Raw genomic sequence first — 19,578 nt, forward strand, 5'->3', positions numbered from 1 at the left:
TGGGTCATTCTTTGCGGGTATCAAACACGAGCCGGCCACCGACGAGTGTCTGCGTGGCGCGGGCCGGCATTTCCCAGCCCTTGAAGGGGGTGTTGAGGCCGCGACTATACATGCTCTCGGCGCTGACAAACCAGCTGGCCTGCGGGTCAAGGATACAGACATCGGCCGGTGCGCCGGTATTCAGGCGACCACTCTTCAGGCCGAGGATATCCGCCGGGCTGACGGTGACCTTGGCGAGTGCCTCACTGAGTGACAGCACGCCCTCATTGGCGAGGCGCACCACCAGCGGCAAGAGGGTGTCGAGGCCGGACAGGCCGGGTGCCGTCTCGGCGAACGGGGCCTGCTTGGCGTCCGGTTCGTGCGGTTGGTGGTCGGAACAGATGGCGTCGAGTGTGCCACGGTTGAGGCCGTCGCGCAGGCCGTCGCGATCACGTTCACTGCGCAGCGGCGGGATCAGGTGACAGGCACTGTCGAAGTCGCGGATATCGACCTCGGTTAAATATAAATGGTGTACGGCGACATCACAGGTTACCGCCAGGCCATCGTGACGGGCGCGGGCGATCATGTTCAGGGCGCGTGAGGTCGAGAGGCGACAAAAGTGGGCGCGGACGCCGGTCTGTTCAATCAGCTCGAGGTCGCGGGCCACCGCCACGGTCTCGGCGGCCTCGGGGATGCCGGGCAGGCCGAGGCGGGTCGCCAGCGGGCCTTCATGGACACAGCCGTGACCGCTCAGGGTCGGGTCATTGGCGTGAATGAATACGGTCATGTCGTGTGTGGCCGCATACTCCAGGGCGCGACGCAGGACGAGGCTATTGGTCAGCGGTCGTTTGGCGTTACTCAGACCGATAACACCGGCGCCCTTGAGGGCGTACATTTCACTGAGCTGTTCACCGGCCAGGCCGAGGGTCAGGGCACCAAGTGGCAACACCATGGCCCGCGCCGATTGTTTGGCCTGGTGCAGGATGAGTTCCACCACCGCCTCGGTATCGACAATCGGGTCGGTATCCGGGGGACAGACCACCGAGGTGATGCCGTTGGCCACGGCGGCGGCCGTCTCGCTGGCGATGGTGCCCTTGTGTTCCTGACCGGGCTCACGCAGATGCACGGCCAGATCGATCAGACCGGGGCAGACAATCTTGTTCGTCGCGTCGATGACCGTCTCGGCCTTGAAGCCCTTGGGGGCCTTGCCGACACCGGCGACGACACCCTCGGCGAGATAGAGGTCGGTCACTGCGTCGATGCCATTGGCCGGGTCGATGAGGCGGCCGCCCTGAATATGAATCGGGCTCATGCCTCGGCCTTTGCATCGGCGCGGCTGCGCATGGCCATCGACATGGCCGCCATGCGGATGGCGATACCGTTACTGACTTGTTGCAGGATCACCGAGTGTTTGCCATCGGCGACGGCCGAGTCCATTTCCACGCCACGGTTAATCGGGCCGGGGTGCATGACCATGACATCGGGTCTGGCCAGCGCGATGCGCGCCTCGGTCAGGCCGTAGAGCTGGAAGTATTCCTGTTCGCTGGGGATAAAGGCACCGTGCATGCGCTCGCGTTGCAGGCGCAGCATGATGATGACATCGACATCACGGATGCCCTCTTCAAGATTCTGGTAGATCTGCACGCCGAGCCTCTCCATGCCGGCCGGGATCAGGGTGCGCGGCGCGACCACACGTAGCTCACCGACACCGAGGGTATTCAGGGCATGGATCTGTGAGCGCGCCACCCGTGAATGCCGGAGGTCGCCGACGATGGCGACGCGCAGGGCCGAGAAGTCCGGCTTGTGCTGGCGGATGGTGAACATGTCGAGCATGGCTTGGGTCGGGTGCTCGTGGCTGCCGTCGCCGGCATTGATAACACTGATGTGTGGTTCGACCTTGCTGGCGATGAACTGCGCGGCACCGCTGCTGGAGTGGCGGACGACGAACATGTCGGTGTGCATGGCCTCGAGGTTTCGCAGCATGTCGAGCAGGGTTTCGCCCTTGCTGGAGCTGGAGGCGCTGATGTTGATGTTGAGCACGTCGGCGGAGAGGCGCTTGGCGGCCAGCTCGAAGGTAGTGCGGGTGCGTGTGCTCGGTTCGAAAAACAGGTTACAGATAGTGCGGCCACGCAGCAGCGGGACCTTTTTTACGTCTTGGGCGGTGACACTGACAAACGACTCGGCGATATCGAGCATTTCGGTGAGGATGGTCTTGGGCAGACCTTCGATGGCGATGAAATGACGGAGCCGGCCGTTGCTGTCGATCTGGATCGTTCGCGGCCGTTTTATCGGGGCAGTGGACGAGTGAGTGCTGCGCGTTGTCATTAAGGGCACATTATTGCAGATTCTTTTCTACTTTGCCTCAAAAATTGTCAGGCTCAACGGATCGGGACCGTTGAGTTTTATCTGCTCCCCCTCGGTGAGCTTGATATTGAGTGCGGCGACATCGGCACAGATCGGCAGCTCGCGGCCATCGCGCTCGACCAGCACGGCCAGCCAGATCGAGGCCGGGCGACCGTAATCGAACAGCTCGTTCATGGCGGCGCGGATAGTGCGCCCGGTGTGCAGTACGTCATCGACCAGGATCAGGTGGCGGTCGGCAATCGAGAAGGGCAGTGCCGAGGGTTTGACCTGCGGGTTCATGCCGACGCGGGTAAAGTCATCGCGGTAAAAGGAGATGTCCAGTGTGCCGAGGGCTTCATCCAGACCGAGTTGCCGGTGCAGGTGTTCGGCGATCCAGACCCCTCCGGTGTGGATACCGATCATGAGCGGCTTGCTGATCTCGGCCTCGGCCAGTTGTTCGCGCAGGGCCTCGCCCATCGCGTGGATATGTTGTGTTACGTCTTCGTTAACGGTTCTCATTGCATCCCCTGTTCATCCAGCCAGGCCTGCAGGATCAGGCGGGCCGCCTCGCGGTCTATGGCCGCCTTGTCCTGTCCACTGCCGAGGTTATGTTCGGCCTCAGCCGAGCTGAGGCGTTCATCGGCTTCGTAAACGGGCAGATTGTAGCGCGCTTTCAGCTGGCGGCCGAATTTCCGTGCGGTCTTGGTCATTTCCTGCTCGGTGCCGTCCATGTGCACGGGCACGCCGACGACCAGGCCATCGGGTTGCCACTCACGGATGAGTTTGTCGATGCCGTCCCAGTCAGGCTTGTTTTGGCGTGCATTGAGGGTGGTGAGGGCCGAGGCCGTCCCGGTCAGGGTCTGGCCGACCGCGACACCGGTGCGCAGGCGACCGTAATCAAAGCCGAGCAGGGTTTGCGGCATCAGGCGTGGCCGACCTCGTCAGAGAGGGTATTCAGGTCAATGCCGAGCGAGGCGGCCGCTGCAGTCCAGCGGTTTTCGATCGGGGTGCCGAAGATGATGGCTATGTCGGCCGGGCAGGTCAGCCAGGCATTCTCGGCGAGTTCCTGTTCGAGCTGGCCGGGCGCCCAACCCGCATAACCGAGGGCCACCAGGGTCTGTTCTGGGCCCTTGCCGTCATGCAGGGCCTGCAGGATATCACGCGAGGTGGTGACACCGACCTCGTCGGTGACGGCAAGCATGGAGTCCCACTGGCCGAGCGGGCAATGCAGGACAAAGCCGCGCTCGGGCTGCACCGGGCCACCCATATAAACGGGTTGATGACCGGTTTGTTCGTCGGCGTCATGCATCTCCATGTGTTCGAGGACCTCGCCCAGCTCGATATCCAGCGGCTGGTTGATAATGATGCCCATCGCTCCCTGCTCGTTGTGCTCGCAGATGTAGGTCACACTGTGAAAAAAATTCGGGTCTTCCAGCGCCGGCATGGCGATGAGAAAGTGGTTATTCAGATAATCCGTATCAGGCATATTTCAAGTATCAGCCACCCGGCGATGACTGGCAAGCTGACTTTTAGCGCGAGGTCAGGCGATTGCCACGCTGGAAGATCCAGGTGCGGGTGATGTGCAACAGGTCGGTCTCGGCGCGGATAGCGTCGGTGAAGGGTGCATAGGGGGCAGCCAGGCGGACGATACGGCGGGCGGCATCATCGAGCACACGGTTCCCCGATGAGTTGTCCAGGCTCATGCTGTGGATACTGCCATCAGGGCGCAGCACTACAGTGAGTACTAACTTACCTGTAAGCTTGCGCCGGCTGGCCTCTTCCGGATAGTTGATGCGGCCGATGCGTTCGACCTTTTGCCGCCAGGCGTCCATATAGGCGGCGTACTTGTGTTCACGGGTACTGGCGTTAATAAATTTCTTGCGCGTCTGTTTCTGGTTGGCGAGTTTTTGTTGTTCGTACTCGGCACTGGCGCTGGCGATCTGCAGGCTGCGGGCGATGAGCTGGCTCGCGGTCGGCGTCTGGGTCTGTTGGCGGGTCGACTGCGGTCGGGTCGCCGAGTGTTTGCTGGCCTTATCGGTGGTCATCACGGCCTGCTGGCGGGTCTGCGGGCTTTGTTGGCGTGGCAGAACGGCCGGGCTACTGTCGGGGGCAGTACCGAGATTTTTGTGCGGGGTGGCGACCTGTTGCTGGCGCGGGGCTACCGGCCGATCGGTTTCAGGTGTGTTGCCACTGCCCTGCTGGTTGGCCTGGGCAAGGAACTGGGCATCCTCTGCCGGTTTATCACTCCTGGACTGCACCAGGGTGATTTCCATGGTTTGCACCAGCTCGGGTTTTTTCAGCAGGTCACTACTGAAGGTGATGCCGAGGATGATCAGGGCATGCAGGACCACGGCAAAGAACAGGGTCAGGCCGAGCCGGTCGAACGGCGTAATCATCGGGCTGGAGAGGGGGGCGGTCTGGTTCATGTTGATCGTACTGCTTGTGTCCGTTGCATAACCTTGAGCGTGATTATACCGCCGATGACGCCAGACAACAGGGCTGCACTGAGTAATACCGGTAATAGGGCGAATAGGGCCGGGTGAGGCATGAACAGGTAATAGGCGGCAAAGAACTGTCCGCTGGTGTGGGCCAGCGCGGCGAGACAGGCATGGCCGACCGGGCCGAAGGGGCGGCCGGGCAGGTGGATACTGACAGCGAGGACGGCGAGGCTGGCCAGGGCACCGCTCAGGGCCAGGAGGAAGGTTGGCGATAAAAAGGTGCCGAGCAAGAGGCTGCCACCGAGCACACGCAACAGGCTTACCCAGGCGGCCATGCGCCAGCCATAGGTGAGTAATACATACAGCGTGATGATATTCGCCAGGCCGGGTTTGATACCCGGCAGAGGCGAGGGCAGGGCGCTCTCGGCGATGTGGATGACGATCGCCAGCGCCGCAAAACCGGCAATGAGCCGGTCTTGCGGTTGGGTTTGCAGAGAGATTGCCGGGGCCGCGGTCATAGTTAGAAGTTTATCGCATCAAAGTCATTGTCGTGGCCGGCCAGTTGCACACTGAGGCGATTGGGCAGGCAGGCCACGGTCTCGCCGCCATAGTGGATCCAGCCGCTATGGATACACAGTTTGTTGCTGCAGGGGGAGTCGGTGAAACGCAGGCGGCCACCGGCCACCTGCAGATGACTCTCGCCGATCGCCCCTTGCACCGAGAGGTATTGATCCCGCTGCAGTTCGATGTGCTGCTGGTGACCGGTGTGATCCGTGATGATGGCGACCTGGGCGGTGCCGGCTGAAAAGTGCTGGCTGAACAGGTAACCGAGCAGGACCAGGCTGCTGAGAATGAGCAGGCCATCGGCGACGGTTAGCAGGCGCTTAGGCATGGGCCTACAGCTCCTCGCTGAGGAGGACCTCAGGCGTGTATTTGAACTGCAGGCGTTGCTGCATGGCGGGGTTCATATGCACACGCCCGCCCTTATCGATCAGCATGACGTATTTAATGCCCATGCGTTTGGCGATACGGTGCCAGTCCTTCGGCCCGGCGATAAACAGTGCCGTGGCCGCGGCATCGGCCGTGGCGCCATCCGGGTGGATGACGGTGACCGAGCGCACCTGGTCGGCCGGGTAGCCGTTGCGCGGGTCGATGATGTGGTGGTAACGCCTGCCCTCGTATTCAAAGAAGCGTTCGTAATCCCCCGAGGTAAAGACGCTTTCATCCCCTTCAATCTCCAGCGAGGCGAATACGCCCTCCTTGCGCGGATGCCGAATACCTACCCGCCAGGGGCGTTGCCCGTGTCTGCCTATCGCGCGCAGGTCGCCGCCGGCGTTGATAATGGCGTTCTCGACGCCGAGTTCGCGCAGATGGTTGATGGCCACGTCCACGGCATAACCCTTGGCAAAGCCGCCGAAGTCCAGTTGTAACTGCGGATTTAAGCCGCGCATGTTGAGGCCGTCAATGACAATGTCATCCATCGACGGTGGCTGGCGCAGCCATTGCGCGATCTCGTCCGGCGTGGGGGGCGGGGCATGTTCATCGCGGCTGTCGGTCTGGAAGCCCCAGAGATTTATCAGCTGGCCAATGGCCGGATTGAACAGACCCTCGCTCTGTGCAGAGAGGGTTTGTGCCTGGGTGATGAGGGGTAATATGGAGGGTGCCAGCGAGAAGGGCACGCCGGTTTTGAGCAGGCCATTAATGCGTGCCAGGGCATTCGGCTGCCAGGCGTGCCAGGTCTGGTGCATATAGGTAAAGTCATCCAGCATGGCGGTGTAGGCGGTTTGTGCCTGGGCCTCGTCAACCCCGACCAGGGTCACATTGACGAGGGTGCCGAAGGTATAAACGGTTTCATTGAATTCCCGCGCCGTGGGTTGGCGTTCGCAGCCCGACAGGCTGAGCAACAGGGCGAGAACCAGCAGACCGGAACAAAGGCCAAAACGAAAATAACGTTTTCCGGTCATGAGAGTTTTTTCTCAATGACATCGAGTAGCTGGGCGCTGATATTCAGGTCGTAGAGGGCGTCGAGTTCACGGATACAGGTCGGGCTGGTGCTGTTGATCTCGGTCAGGTAATCACCGATGACATCGATGCCAACGAAAACCAGACCGAGCTCGCGACACACCGGGCCGACCCGGGCACAGATCTCCCGGTCGCGGGCACTGAGCTCGACACCCTCGCCACGGCCGCCGGCGGCCAGGTTGCCGCGGGTTTCGCCCTTGGTGGGGATGCGTGCCAGGGCATAGGGCACGGGTTCGCCATCAATGAGCAGGATGCGTTTATCACCGGCGCTGATCTCCGGCACAAAGCGTTGCGCCATGATGTAGTGACTGCCGTTGCCGGTCAGGGTCTCGATAATGACATTGGTGTTCGGATCGCCCTCGCGGATGCGGAAGATCGAGGCCCCGCCCATCTCACCGAGCGGTTTGAGGATGATGTCACCCTGCGCGGCGAGAAAGGCGCGCAGCGCATCCGCGCGGCGTGTCACCTGTGAGGGCGGCATGCAGTCAGGGAAGCGGGCGGCAAACAGTTTCTCGTTGGCGTTGCGAATACTCTCCGGGCGATTGACCACGAGTACCCCCTCGGCCTGTGCGGCTTCCAGGATGTAGGTGCTATAGATATACTCCATGTCGAAAGGGGGATCCTTGCGCATGAGGATGACATCGAGCTCGGCCAGGGGCGTTTCCTCATGGTCGCCGAGGCGATACCAGTCGTCGGCATCCCCGTTTAGCTCGAGCTTACGCAGTCGTCCCAAGGCGCGACCATCACGCAGGGACAGGTCTTCAAGTTCCAGATAATCAATATGCCAGCCCCGTGCCTGTGCCTCGAGTAACATGGCCAGGGTACTGTCCTTGGCGACCTTGATGCCGCCGATGGGGTCCATGACGACGCCCAGACGAATGGGTCTGGCCGGAACAGGGTTGGTTGAAATAGGCTTGTTAGGGTCGGGCATGTCGTTCATCGCTATTTTAGTACGGCGTAAGGCCGCCCTCCATGTTAGCGTATTGCGCCGGGCTTGGCATCGACCAGACCGCCTTTGTCCGGGGGCTGGACGACGGCGCGGTAAACGTCTTTAATTGTGTGTGGAATAGGGTCAGGCCCCGTGGCCCAGAAAAGGGCGGCCAAGCCCACAAAAATGGCCATATGATAGGCATAAAGAGCGAAAATACATATTATTTGCAATAACTTATAGATACTTCCTAAAAATTGTGTTAAATGTTAAAAATAATGTCTATTGTTTGTATAACAGCAGGCAATCCGTAAGAAACAGGAGTGAGAGTGGCCGAAACCAAAACTAATGAGGGGTACGAGGGGCTAAATGTCATGGTGATTGATGACAGCAAGACTATCCGACGTACTGCCGAGACCCTGCTGAAAAAGGCCGGCTGTGAGGTTATTACCGCCACCGACGGCTTCGAGGCCCTGGCCAAGATCGCCGATCACCGCCCGGACATCATTTTTGTCGATATCATGATGCCGCGCCTGGACGGTTACCAGACCTGCGCGCTTATAAAGAATAACCAGAATTTCAAGGCCACCCCGGTGATCATGTTGTCGAGCAAGGACGGCTTGTTCGACAAGGCCCGGGGCCGTATCGTCGGTTCTGAGCAGTACCTGACCAAGCCTTTTACCAAGGACGAATTGCTGGGCGCGATCACCCGGCACGTTATTGAGGCACGCGCATAATTATTTTGCTCGCCACTAGTGTTTGGCGAACAGCGAAAGTTGAGTAAGGAGAACAACCGAATGGCACGCATATTGATAGTGGATGACTCACCTACCGAGATCCATGTCCTGAAGACGATGTTGGAAAAGCATGGTTTTGAAACCTTTTCTGCCGAGACGGGTGAGAAGGGGGTGGAGGCGACCGTGGCCGAAAAACCGGACCTGGTGCTGATGGATATCGTCATGCCAGGTATGAATGGTTTTCAGGCAACACGCCAGATTTCCAGCAATGATGCGACCAGGGATATCCCGGTCATCATTGTCACCACCAAGGATCAGGAGACCGACCGTGTCTGGGGTTTGCGCCAGGGAGCCAAAGACTACCTGACCAAGCCGGTTGATGAAAAAATGTTAATTGAGAAGATTAACGCCCTGTTGGCCGGTTAATATAGATAATCATGAATGCCGCGGCGAAAAAAGACCCTGTTGCCCTGTTAAGGGAACTGGAGCGTCGTAGTCTTGAACATGCAACAGGACTGCCGCAGCAGGAAGAACTGAAAAGCACCTCATTGGCCATTGGTTTCCGGATTGGTAACTTGAAAATGGTGACGCCGGTGAATGAGGTTGCTGAGTTACTGACTTACCCGTCGATGTCCCGTGTGCCGGGTACCAAAACCTGGGTGAGGGGTATCGCCAATGTACGCGGTAACCTGTTGCCGGTTATGGACCTGCAGGATTATCTGACCAAACAGCCCAGCCCGCTGACGGCACAGAGCCGGGTGCTGGTGGTGAATCACGGCGGGGTCTTCTCAGGCCTGCTGGTAGATGAAGTGCTTGGCCTGAAACATTTTCTGGATGAAGAGCGCAAGAGCAAATTACCCGATGTCGATAACTTTATAAAAAGTTACCTCGCTGGCGCTTATCAACAGGATGATCAGGAATGGGGAATATTCAGTATGCATGTGTTGGCGAAAAGCCCGCTATTTTTACAAGTTGCAGTGTAAGTCAGGTTAACTGCCGGCCCTCATCAACGATACCGGGGGTTTGATAATAATAATGCAGTTACCGGAGTTCAGGAGATAACAAGATGAAGAACGTCAAGAACGTGTTGGATTTTAGCAAACTGAAGGCCTACAAGCTCACTGCCCTGGCGGTAGGCATCGGCATTTCATTTGTGTTGATGGCAGGCTTTCTCGGTTATAACACTACGCAAACCAGTTACGATGCCAAGTATCTGACGAATGCCGGTGAGCAGCGTGTGTTATCACAAACGATGTCGCGTTTCGCGATCGAGGCCTCACAGGGTGATGAGAATTCCTTTGCGCAACTGCAACAACTGCGCAATGAATTTGAAACGAGCTTTAATACCCTGAGCCTTGGTGACCAGATAACAGGCTTCGGCAAGTCACCGGAGAGCGTTAGTATGCAGCTCGATGCGGTAGGCAGTACCTGGGCCGAGTATCGTGACAACATCGATGCCATCCTGCAACGTAAGGATGCCATCCTCTCCCTGGGGCAGTCGGTACAGGCCATTTCCGATAACATTCCCAACCTGCTGGCCCTGTCTGATGAGGTGGTGGGCATCCTGATTGAAACCGGTGCCGCGCCACAGCAAATTTATATTGCCAGCCGCCAGCTCATGTTAACCCAGCGTATTGCCAACAACGTTACCCGCGTGGTGCAGGGTGGTCAGGGTGCCGCCACTGCCGCCGACCGTTTTGGTCGCGATACCGCCCTGTTTGGACGTGTGCACCGTGGCATGCTGAAAGGGGATCGACGCCTGCGTATCGTTCAGGTTGATGACCCGGATGCACGTGACAAGTTGACCGAGGTGGGTGAGGTGCTGAAGGTTATCACCGACCTGGTCGGTAAGGTCCTTGAGGCCTCGCCGGAATTGTTCCTCGTCCATGATGCCGCCGATCAGGCCTCTCTCAAATCCGGTGTATTACTGGGTAACCTGACAACGCTGATTGATGACTATAACGCCTACATCGCTGGTCGCATTACACCGGTTGCCGGTGGTCTGTTCGGTATTCTTACACTGGTGTTGTCTGGCCTGTTTGTCTTCCTGTATACGCAGGATGCGAAGAGTCGCCAGGCGGCTGCAGAGGCCACGACCCGACGCAACCAGGAAGCGATTATGCGCTTGCTGAATGAAATGGCTGACCTCGCCGACGGTGACCTGACCGTGCAGGCGACAGTGACCGAAGACATCACCGGCGCTATCGCCGACTCGGTGAACTTTACCACCGACGCCTTGCGCAACCTGGTGACCTCGATTAACGAGGCCTCCGTACAGGTATCTTCGGCCTCGCAGGAAACCCAGGCAACCGCCATGCATCTGGCCGAGGCTTCGGATCATCAGGCCCAGCAGATCACCGGTGCCAGTACCGCGATTAACGAAATGGCGGTATCGATTGAAGACGTATCGAGAAATGCCTCCGAGTCTGCCGAGGTGGCACGTCGCTCGGTTGAAACCGCGCGTAAGGGCGCGACCACGGTGCAGGATAATATTCGCGGTATGGATACGATTCGTGAGCAGATTCAGGAAACCTCAAAGCGCATCAAACGTCTCGGTGAGAGCTCGCAGGAAATTGGTGACATCGTTGAACTGATTAACGACATTGCCGACCAGACCAATATCCTGGCGCTGAATGCGGCGATTCAGGCGGCCATGGCCGGTGAACAGGGCCGAGGTTTTGCGGTGGTGGCCGATGAAGTGCAGCGACTCGCTGAACGTTCATCGAATGCGACCAAGCAGATTGAGGCCCTGGTGAAGACTATTCAGACCGATACCAATGAGGCGGTTATCTCCATGGAGCACAGTACCGCTAACGTGGTTTCCGGTGCGAAGCTGGCCGAGGATGCCGGTCAGGCCCTGGAAGAGATCGAGAATGTGTCCGGCCAGCTCGCTGACCTGATTAACAATATCTCTGATACCGCGCATCAACAATCCACTGCGGCGACAAGTATTTCCGAGACCATGAACGTGATTCAGGAAATTACCACGCAGACTTCTGCAGGTACCAATGAGACAGCTACCTCGATTGGTAACCTGGCTGAGTTGGCAAATGAACTGCGGCGCTCAGTATCCGGCTTCAAGTTGCCGGGCTAAGGGTGCAGATTCTGCGATTATAACGACGACGGATGGCAAGCATGGTGAATGCAGCGTGGTCTGGTCTTGATTCCATGTCCGGCATGGATGATACGAATTACCAGCAGTGGAAGACGCTGCTGGAAGCACGTACAGGTATGATTTTGCCAGATGAACGTCGTTCATTTTTGACGACCAGCCTGGGTATTCGTATGCGTGAGATCGGTTTCACCGACTGTCAGGCCTACTATGATTATGTCGTGAGTGGCCGTGAGAGCGTCATGGAGTGGGCCGTTCTGGTAGATCGCCTGACCGTGCATGAAACGCGATTTTTCCGGCACATGGCCGCGATAGACATGTTGCGGGAACTGATTCTGCCGGAATGGATGTCGCAGGATGAACCGCCAAAGACCATCCAGTGCTGGAGTGTGGGTTGCGCTACCGGCGAAGAGCCCTACAGCCTGGCGATGCTGCTTGATCACTTTCAGGAAACGGATTACTGCAAATATTACTTTGGTATCACGGCGTCGGATATCAGCCTGGCCGCACTGGCAACGGGGCGTAAGGGTGTCTATCACAGTCGCAAGTTGCGTGATGTCGATGCTGTATTGCGCAAAAAATATTTCAATCGCGTCAGTGATACGCATTTTGAGGTCAATGAAGACCTGCGCAAGCGCGTCTGTTTTGCGCAGTTAAATGTTCTGGAGATGGAGCATGCGCCAGTGGGCAAAGTGCACCTTATTTTTTGCCAGAACATGCTGATCTATTTTGATCGTAAACGACGTATTGAGATCCTGAATAGCTTGGTGCAACACCTGCATCCCGGTGGTGTATTGATCCTCGGCGCGGGTGAAATTCTCGGTTGGCAATTGCCCAGCCTCGAGAAGATAGAATTTAACGATACGCTGGCCTTTCGTCGATTAACCTCGATGTAGAAAGCGGGTGTGAGTAGAAATTATGGCTGAGAGCTACAATTACAATACGCTGAACTGGGTGAAGGGTGAGATCGATGAAACCCTCAATCAGGCACGGCAGGCACTTGAGGCCTATGTCGAGAACAAGGATGACGAGACCCAGTTGCAGTTCTGTGCCACATATCTGCACCAGGTGCACGGTACGCTGAAAATGGTCGAGCTGTACGGCGCCGTCATGGTCGCTGAAGAAATGGAACATATCGCCCGGGCTCTGCTGGAGAAGAAGATCGCCAAAAAAGAGGATGCCTACGAGGTCCTCATGCGTGCGATCTTGCAGCTGCCTGATTACCTGGAACATTTGCAGGCCGGGAATAAGGATGTACCGCTTGCCCTGTTGCCGTTGCTTAACGACATGCGTGCGACCTGTGGTCAGAGCCTGTTGTCCGAAAGTGCCTTTTTCTCTCCGAACCTGTCTGTGGCCACGCCTGCCGTGGACAGTCCCGTTGATGAAGATGTTGCAGAACTGGCAAAAAGATTACGCCATCGTTACCAGATGGGGCTGGTCAGCTGGTTTCGGGATAGAAATGTCGAACAGGCCCTGCAGCAATTGGCCGAGGTGGTGCATGAAATACGTCGTGCGCTGCGCGAACCGGTTCCCCGGCAGCTGTTCTGGGTGGCCGCGGGTCTGATTGAGGCCCTTAAAGATGAAGGGCTGGCAGCCAGTGTTTCGACAAAGTTATTACTCGGACAGGTAGACCGGAAAATCAAGGGCCTTATTGATGCGGGTGAGGCGGCACTGGTCAATCAATCACAGGTTGAGCTAATCAAGAATCTGTTGTTTTACGTGGCCAATGCAAAAAGTCGGGGGCCGATAGTTAACGCCGTGCGGCAGGCCTTCAGGCTTGATGAAATGTTGTCTGCTACCGTTACAGAGGATGAAAAAGAGGCTGGCCTCGGCGGCGTTAACCTCGGGGTGCTGGAGACGGTTGCCACTGTCGTACACGAGGACCTGACCCGGATCAAAGATGATATCGATCTGTTCATGCGCTCCGAGTCACGTGACCTTGCCACACTGCAACCGGTGGCAGATGGCCTGAAAAAAATCGCCGATACGCTGGGTATGCTGGGCCTGGGTACGCAACGTAACGTGGTCGTGGAACAGGCCGCTATTGTCGGTGACATGATCGAAGGCAAGCTGCCACCGGATGACAATGCCTTTATGGAAATGGCCAGTGGCTTTATTTTCATCGAATCCAGTCTCAGTGAACTCAAGCAAGGTGGTAGTAGCGGCGAGGCGCAGGGAAGTGCGGTATTGCAGGGACTCAAGCGCCTGCAGGGTGAAGAGGTCGAAGAGACAGGGAAACCCGTTAACGCCACTTTGTTACAGGAGAGTGATCAGCAGGAATTGCTCAAGGCGGTGATCGCCGAGGCCAAGACGGATATGGCCCGCGTCAAAGATGCCATTGTCTCCTTTATTAGTTCGCCCTGGGAGCATGAGCTTTTGCTCGATGTACCGCAGCTGAACCGCCAGGTGCGCGGCAGTATGTCGATGCTGTCACTGGATGATGCCGCAGAGTTATTGTCGGCCTGCAATGACTATATCAGTAGGGAACTGATTGATAATCACAACATCCCGAACCAGGCGACGCTGGATACCCTGGCCGATGCGATTACCAGTATAGAATATTACCTCGAGGCACTGGAAGAAAAACGCAGTGACTGCGACGCGATCCTCGAGATTGCCCGCGACCGGGTCAACAAACTTGGCTATCCGGTTGGCGAGGTATCCACTGACGAGCCACGGCTCGCCACGACTGAATCTGAATTACCCGTGTTGCCTGATGCGGATGCAGCGACAATACCTGGAGGGATGGCAGCGCAGGTAGCGGCCGAACCTGATCAGGCGACACCGGCAAGCCCGGCAACACCGGCAGGTGGACTGGAGGAAGATGAGCTGGATGACGAGATCATCGATATCTTCCTCGAAGAGGCCGCCGAGGAAATGGCCACCCTGGCTGAGTACTTCCCCCGTTGGAAACAGAACCCTGACGATAAAGACGCACTGACAACGGTTCGGCGTTCCTTCCACACCCTGAAGGGGAGTGGGCGTATGGTTGGGGCAACAAACATCGGTGAGTTTGCCTGGGCCTTTGAGAACCTGCTCAACCGGATTATTGACAAGACCATCCCTTCGAGTAATGAGGCGCTACAACTGATTGACCAGGGTCTGGTGGTGTTACCGGAACTGGTTGAACAGTTCCGCGGCGGGTCGGCACCAAGCTCGGATATTGAAGGCCTGCAGGATGCGGCCCATGTCATGAGCAAGCGGGGCAGCCTGCCGCGTGTTGAAACCGGTGATATGAAGGTCCCGGCAGAAGGTGAAGGCCCGGGCGTGATTGCCAGTAGGGAAAGTGTTGCCGCCAGCCAGCCGGTGAAGAGTGAGGAGCCGGAGGCGGTTGTTGGTGAGGCCCGGGGCATAGAGCCGGTCCTGCTGGAAATCTTTACCAAGGAATCCGAGCGTCATCTTGGCGATATCGATGCCTTTATCGAACTCTGCCAGAGCCAGGGCGAGCATTGCCGTATCAATGATGACGTGGCGCGTGCCGTGCATACCCTGCACGGCAGTGCGCACATGGCCGCCATTACCGATATTGCTGAGGTTAGCAGCCTGCTTGAAAAATATATCAAGTTGTTACAGGTGAATGGCCGCGCTGTCGATCAGACAACCACCGAACTCATGACAGAATGCTCGACGGCGATTCGCCAGCGAGTGGGGCAACTGGCGGATCCGGAATCCAGCACCGATTATAAAGATAGTCTGCTCGATAAAATCGGGGTGCTCTATGAGCGGGAGCTGGCATTGGAACCTGAGAGTCCTGCCGGGGAGGAGTGGCCTGCCGAGAGCATGGCATCGTTTGCCTCACCGCTTACAGCAGCAGACGATGAGGACTTCGATGCAGAACTGCTGGATATTTTTATTGAAGAAGGCGTCGAGATACTCGATGCCAGTGAGATAACCCTGCAAAACTGGATTAACCGGCAGGACGATCAGGGGTTGGTTGAACAGCTGCAGCGCGAGATACATACCCTCAAGGGTGGTGCACGTATGGCCGGTATTGTGCCTATGGGTGACCTGAGTCATGGCCTGGAGACCATGATCATTGCCATCACCGAGGGGCGTGTGCCGGTCTCGAAGAAGATGTTTGACCTGATCCAGCAGTCGCATGACAAGCTGGTCACCATGCTCGAGCAGGTACGTGATAACCGACCGCTGCAAAGTGAAGAGGCTCTGGTGGCGAAACTGGAGGCCTTGACTGCAGGCCAGACGTTGGACGATCTGGAAGAGGCTGAGGCACCGATTGAAGAACCTGAGGTGAGTAAACCGGTGCTTGCAGAGATCAGCGCCGGGGACGAGGTGGTCAAGGAAGCGATTGAGACAGCGGCTGAACCGCTTGCCCGCGAGGCCGCTGCCGTTGTTGAAGAAGAAATTGTCATCATGCCGCCGCTGCCCGAGCCGTCGGAGACGGAGGCGGAACCGGTTGAACGTCAGCAGCGTGGTCGCATACAGCACGAGCAGATACGTGTCCGGGCGGACCTGCTGGATGAGTTGGTGAACTTTGCCGGTGAGGTCAGTATTTACCGCTCCCGTATTGAGCAGCAGGTGGGCAGCTTTCGTTTCAACCTGACAGAAATGGAACAAACCATTTCACGCTTACGCGAGCAGATGCGCCGCTTCGAGATTGAGACCGAGGCGCAGATCATGTACCGCTTTGAAGAGTCGGGTACTGAATACGACGAAGATTTTGACCCCCTGGAGATGGACCGGTTTTCCAACATGCAGCAGTTGTCACGCGCATTGCTCGAATCATTGAACGACCTGAGCAGTATTCAGGGCCTGCTTGATAACCAGACCCGCGAGAGTGAAACCTTGCTGTTGCAGCAGTCACGTATCAATACCGAATTGCAGGAAGGCCTCATGCGTACACGCATGGTACCGTTCAGCCTGCACCTGCCGCGGCTACGCCGCCTGGTACGCCAGACCGGCAGCGAGGTAAAGAAAGACGTTAATCTGGTGGTTACGGGAGAAGAAGGCGAGCTGGATCGTAACGTACTCGACCGTGTCTTGCCGCCGCTCGAACATATGCTGCGTAATGCCGTGGATCACGGTATGGAAACCAGGGCAAAGCGCAAGAAGGCCGGCAAGCCGGAGACCGGGACAATCCATATCGGTATCAGTCGTGAAGGTACTGAGATAGTGATCCGCATCAGTGATGATGGTCAGGGTATTGACCTGGCTGCGATTCGTAACAAGGCCCTTGAGCGCGGACTAATGAAGGAGGGCTCAGACCTGACCGATAAGGAGGTCCTGCGCTTTATCCTCGAGTCCGGTTTCAGTACTGCACAGAAGGTCACCCAGATATCCGGGCGTGGTGTCGGCATGGATGTCGTCAACAGTGAGATCAAGCAGCTTGGTGGCAGCCTGCAAATTGATACCGTGCAGGGGCAGGGCAGTCGCTTCACGGTTCGCCTGCCACTGACCCTTTCAGTGAATAAGGCCTTGCTGGTGAATGTCGGTGAAGACATCTATGCCATCCCGCTTTCTTCAATTGAAGGTGTGGTACGTGTCGGCCACGAACAACTCGAGTCGTTCTATTCCAGCAAGGATGCGCGTTACAGCTACGGCGGTAATGATTATCGCTTTATGCACCTGGGCAGCCAGCTGGGATTGAATCAGCCGCTCTTGCCGGGGCCTGGCGGCAAGTTGCCGGTATTGCTGGCCCGTGCCGGTGACCATCGTATTGCCCTGCAGGTCGAGGGCCTGCGTGGCAGTCGCGAAATCGTCGTGAAACCAGTTGGCCCACAAATCAGTACTGTGCAGGCCATATCCGGTGCGACCATCCTTGCCGATGGCCGTGTTGCCCTGATCCTGGATATCTCCGCGCTCGTCTATATGGATGTGGCACGTCCCGTTCTGCAAACCGAGGCGGTTACAGACGAGGCAGGCAGGCCGCCGGTCGCCGCCAACCGTCCGCTGACAGTAATGGTCGTGGATGACTCGATTACCGTACGTAAGGTCACCACACGCCTGCTGGAGCGCAACAATATGCACGTGATCACAGCGAAAGACGGTGTTGATGCGGTGGCCGTATTACAGGAACAGATACCCGATATCTTTCTGCTTGATATCGAGATGCCGCGAATGGATGGTTACGAGCTGGCCACACATATTCGCAATGATGAAATGCTGAAGAATATTCCGATTATCATGATCACCTCGCGTACCGGTGACAAGCATCGTCAGCGCGCCATGGATATCGGTGTAAATTGTTACCTCGGCAAGCCTTTCCAGGAAGCGGATTTATTACAGAATATTAAAGAGACGTTGAATGCGTCACGCTGAAATGAGCTCGCCTGTCGAAACAAGTCAGCTACGTGTGGCACTCCTTTCAGACTCCGATATCCAGCGCGCGAATCTCAAGAGCCTGCTCGAGAAGACCGGTATGCAAGTAGTCGAGAATCATGTACTCAGCGCCGAGACGATACGTCGTCTGAGTGTTGAGGATGCCGATGTCTTGCTGGTCGACCTCGATGATGCGGTGGAACACGATCGGGATTTTTTCGATGAGCTCTTCGAAAGTCCCCTGCCAACCCTGTTTAACGATGCGAATTCGACACGCATGTATGCTGCTCAGGTCGGTGGTGACTGGGGCCGCAATCTGGCGCGTAAACTCAATGATATGGTGGGTGAATCGGTTGAGAAGGTGGTTGAGGCAGCGGTCTTGCAGGTCAGTGGCCGGCGCAAGCCCGGAGCTGACCAGGTATCTGCTGCTGAGCCACTAAAACAAAAGTCTCTGCAACCTGTTATAGCCGATGAAGATAGCGACGCAGCGGGATATCTGGCCGAGGCGGAGCATCTTGAGACCCTTAAGAGACAGGCGCTGGTACTGGCCAGTAAGGAAGCCGATGCGTCGAACAAGGCCGCACCAAAAAGCAAAACCAGGACGGGTATTTCTGCACGCAATGTCTGGGTGATCGGTGCCTCGATTGGCGGACCACAGATGGTGAAACGCTTTCTCGCGGCAATCAAGTCAGACATGCCGGTGGCCTTCGTGCTGGCCCAGCATATTGGCAGCAATTTTGTTTCCCTGCTGGCCAAGCAACTTGATCAGATTACGCGCCTGAAGGTGATGGTCGCCACAGACGGGCATTTATTGCGTCATAACGAGGTTGTGGTCGCGCCTACCTCTGAGCGTGTAACGATTGACGCCGAGGGCTATATCCGGCTCAAGCCGATGGAATTCAAGAGCATCTATACCCCGTCAATTGATACCGTGATGACGGATATCTCGATGCGTTACGGTTCACGCACCAGTACCATCGTCTTTAGTGGCATGGGTAATGACGGCGTGCGCGGCGCGCAGTTGATTGCCTCGCGGGGCGGTAAGGTCTGGGCCCAGGATGCCGGGAGTTGCGTGGTGAGTAGCATGCCGGACTCCTCCCGACGTGCCGGTATCGTAAGTTTTAGCGGTGAACCAGAACAATTGGCCGGACACATCAGTAAATATTTTGAGACACATACGAAATAAACAGGGATTGCCGTGGGCGGCCCGGGAGTTTGACCATGACACAAACACATGCAGCCTCGATCATCGCCAGCCAGCTTGTGCCGTTAACGGATGAACGACTGGTCCTGCCGAATACGACCATTGCCGAGATCATCGACTTCAGCCAGGCGGATATACAGGCGTCCTCGGTGGAGGATGCCCCGGACTGGCTGCTGGGCATGGTGGCCTGGCGTGGCCTGTCAGTACCGGTGGTTGCCTTTGAGCGCATGGCGGGTGGCAAGTATGAAGCGTCGGCTTCACGTGCGCGTCTGGCCGTACTAAATGTCGCCAAGGGTGCCCCGGGTGTCCCCTTTATTGCCATACCCACCCAGACCATCCCGCAGCTGATGCAGATCGACGAGACTACGATCAGTGTGGTGGAGGACAGTGGTGAGGCCAGCCCGGTGGTGGCCTGTCATGTGATGGTGGCGGGTAGCGCGGCGATTATCCCGGCACTTGAAGAGGTCGAGCGCCTGGTCGCGGCCGTCTTTGCCGGTGAGCCAGAAAAAAATAAGACAAAGAACAAAAAGAAATAAGTC

Annotated in this window: 18 protein-coding genes; 8 read left to right on the forward strand and 10 right to left on the reverse strand. The window is 57.2% G+C overall.

Translation table 11 applies throughout. The features are described from left to right. Nucleotides 1–4 precede the first annotated feature (4 nt). Genes EL386_RS01530 through gshB form a run of 10 tightly spaced genes read right to left on the reverse strand, consistent with a single transcriptional unit; the run spans nt 5 to nt 7,713 of the window. Nucleotides 5–1,291, reverse strand: coding sequence for a dihydroorotase (locus EL386_RS01530; RefSeq protein WP_126452602.1), 1,287 nt, complete (start codon nt 1,289–1,291; stop codon nt 5–7). Next, a complete protein-coding gene (locus tag EL386_RS01535; RefSeq protein ID WP_126452604.1) occupies nt 1,288–2,304 on the reverse strand; it encodes an aspartate carbamoyltransferase catalytic subunit in 1,017 nt (338 codons plus the stop codon). Before EL386_RS01535 ends, EL386_RS01530 begins: the two co-directional genes overlap by 4 nt. 27 nt (nt 2,305–2,331) lie before the next feature. Beyond that, nucleotides 2,332–2,841, reverse strand: a complete 510-nt coding sequence (gene pyrR / locus EL386_RS01540) for a bifunctional pyr operon transcriptional regulator/uracil phosphoribosyltransferase PyrR (protein ID WP_126452606.1) — start codon at nt 2,839–2,841, stop codon at nt 2,332–2,334. Next, nucleotides 2,838–3,245 carry a Holliday junction resolvase RuvX gene (gene ruvX / locus EL386_RS01545; protein ID WP_172597576.1) on the reverse strand — a complete coding sequence of 136 codons (408 nt, stop codon included), beginning with the start codon at nt 3,243–3,245 and terminating at the stop codon, nt 2,838–2,840. Before ruvX ends, pyrR begins: the two co-directional genes overlap by 4 nt. After that, on the reverse strand, nt 3,245–3,808 hold the full coding sequence (locus EL386_RS01550) for a YqgE/AlgH family protein (protein WP_126452610.1): 564 nt from the start codon (nt 3,806–3,808) through the stop codon (nt 3,245–3,247). The genes ruvX and EL386_RS01550 overlap by 1 nt, the downstream gene beginning before the upstream one ends. A 43-nt stretch (nt 3,809–3,851) precedes the next feature. After that, the gene (locus tag EL386_RS01555) at nt 3,852–4,748 is read right to left on the reverse strand and encodes an energy transducer TonB (protein WP_126452612.1); all 897 of its coding nucleotides are present in this window, start codon (nt 4,746–4,748) and stop codon (nt 3,852–3,854) included. Beyond that, nucleotides 4,745–5,278 (reverse strand): Gx transporter family protein, encoded by a 534-nt coding sequence (locus tag EL386_RS01560; protein WP_126452614.1) that lies wholly within the window; start codon nt 5,276–5,278, stop codon nt 4,745–4,747. Before EL386_RS01560 ends, EL386_RS01555 begins: the two co-directional genes overlap by 4 nt. A gap of 2 nt (nt 5,279–5,280) precedes the next feature. Then, entirely contained in the window at nt 5,281–5,652 is a 372-nt protein-coding gene (locus EL386_RS01565) for a NusG domain II-containing protein (protein WP_126452616.1), read from the reverse strand. 4 nt (nt 5,653–5,656) lie between these two features. Beyond that, on the reverse strand, nt 5,657–6,724 hold the full coding sequence (locus EL386_RS01570; RefSeq protein WP_126452618.1) for an FAD:protein FMN transferase: 1,068 nt from the start codon (nt 6,722–6,724) through the stop codon (nt 5,657–5,659). After that, the gene (gene gshB, locus EL386_RS01575) at nt 6,721–7,713 is read right to left on the reverse strand and encodes a glutathione synthase (protein WP_126452620.1); all 993 of its coding nucleotides are present in this window, start codon (nt 7,711–7,713) and stop codon (nt 6,721–6,723) included. Before gshB ends, EL386_RS01570 begins: the two co-directional genes overlap by 4 nt. A gap of 371 nt (nt 7,714–8,084) precedes the next feature. Between gshB and EL386_RS01580 the strand changes: the two genes are divergently transcribed. The 8 genes from EL386_RS01580 to EL386_RS01615 all read left to right on the forward strand — a co-directional run bounded on the left by EL386_RS01580 (nt 8,085) and on the right by EL386_RS01615 (nt 19,575). Beyond that, complete coding sequence (locus EL386_RS01580) at nt 8,085–8,447, forward strand: response regulator (protein WP_126457186.1); 363 nt, start codon at nt 8,085–8,087, stop codon at nt 8,445–8,447. Between the two features lie 60 nt (nt 8,448–8,507). Next, nucleotides 8,508–8,873, forward strand: coding sequence for a twitching motility response regulator PilH (gene pilH / locus EL386_RS01585; protein ID WP_126452621.1), 366 nt, complete (start codon nt 8,508–8,510; stop codon nt 8,871–8,873). An 11-nt stretch (nt 8,874–8,884) separates the two neighbouring features. Further along, nucleotides 8,885–9,430 carry a chemotaxis protein CheW gene (locus EL386_RS01590; RefSeq protein WP_126452623.1) on the forward strand — a complete coding sequence of 182 codons (546 nt, stop codon included), beginning with the start codon at nt 8,885–8,887 and terminating at the stop codon, nt 9,428–9,430. An 83-nt stretch (nt 9,431–9,513) separates the two neighbouring features. Then, the gene (locus EL386_RS01595) at nt 9,514–11,541 is read left to right on the forward strand and encodes a methyl-accepting chemotaxis protein (protein ID WP_126452625.1); all 2,028 of its coding nucleotides are present in this window, start codon (nt 9,514–9,516) and stop codon (nt 11,539–11,541) included. A gap of 41 nt (nt 11,542–11,582) precedes the next feature. Further along, complete coding sequence (locus EL386_RS01600) at nt 11,583–12,455, forward strand: CheR family methyltransferase (RefSeq protein WP_197722129.1); 873 nt, start codon at nt 11,583–11,585, stop codon at nt 12,453–12,455. 22 nt (nt 12,456–12,477) lie between these two features. Continuing rightward, entirely contained in the window at nt 12,478–17,835 is a 5,358-nt protein-coding gene (locus EL386_RS01605; RefSeq protein ID WP_126452629.1) for a hybrid sensor histidine kinase/response regulator, read from the forward strand. Beyond that, the gene (locus EL386_RS01610) at nt 17,822–19,021 is read left to right on the forward strand and encodes a chemotaxis protein CheB (protein ID WP_126452631.1); all 1,200 of its coding nucleotides are present in this window, start codon (nt 17,822–17,824) and stop codon (nt 19,019–19,021) included. Before EL386_RS01605 ends, EL386_RS01610 begins: the two co-directional genes overlap by 14 nt. Before the next feature lie 35 nt (nt 19,022–19,056). Beyond that, nucleotides 19,057–19,575: a chemotaxis protein CheW gene (locus tag EL386_RS01615; protein ID WP_126452633.1), complete on the forward strand. Its 519-nt coding sequence runs from the start codon at nt 19,057–19,059 to the stop codon at nt 19,573–19,575. Nucleotides 19,576–19,578: the final 3 nt, after the last annotated feature.

It is taken from the genome of Sulfuriflexus mobilis, from assembly GCF_003967195.1.
Taxonomy (GTDB): domain Bacteria; phylum Pseudomonadota; class Gammaproteobacteria; order AKS1; family AKS1; genus Sulfuriflexus; species Sulfuriflexus mobilis.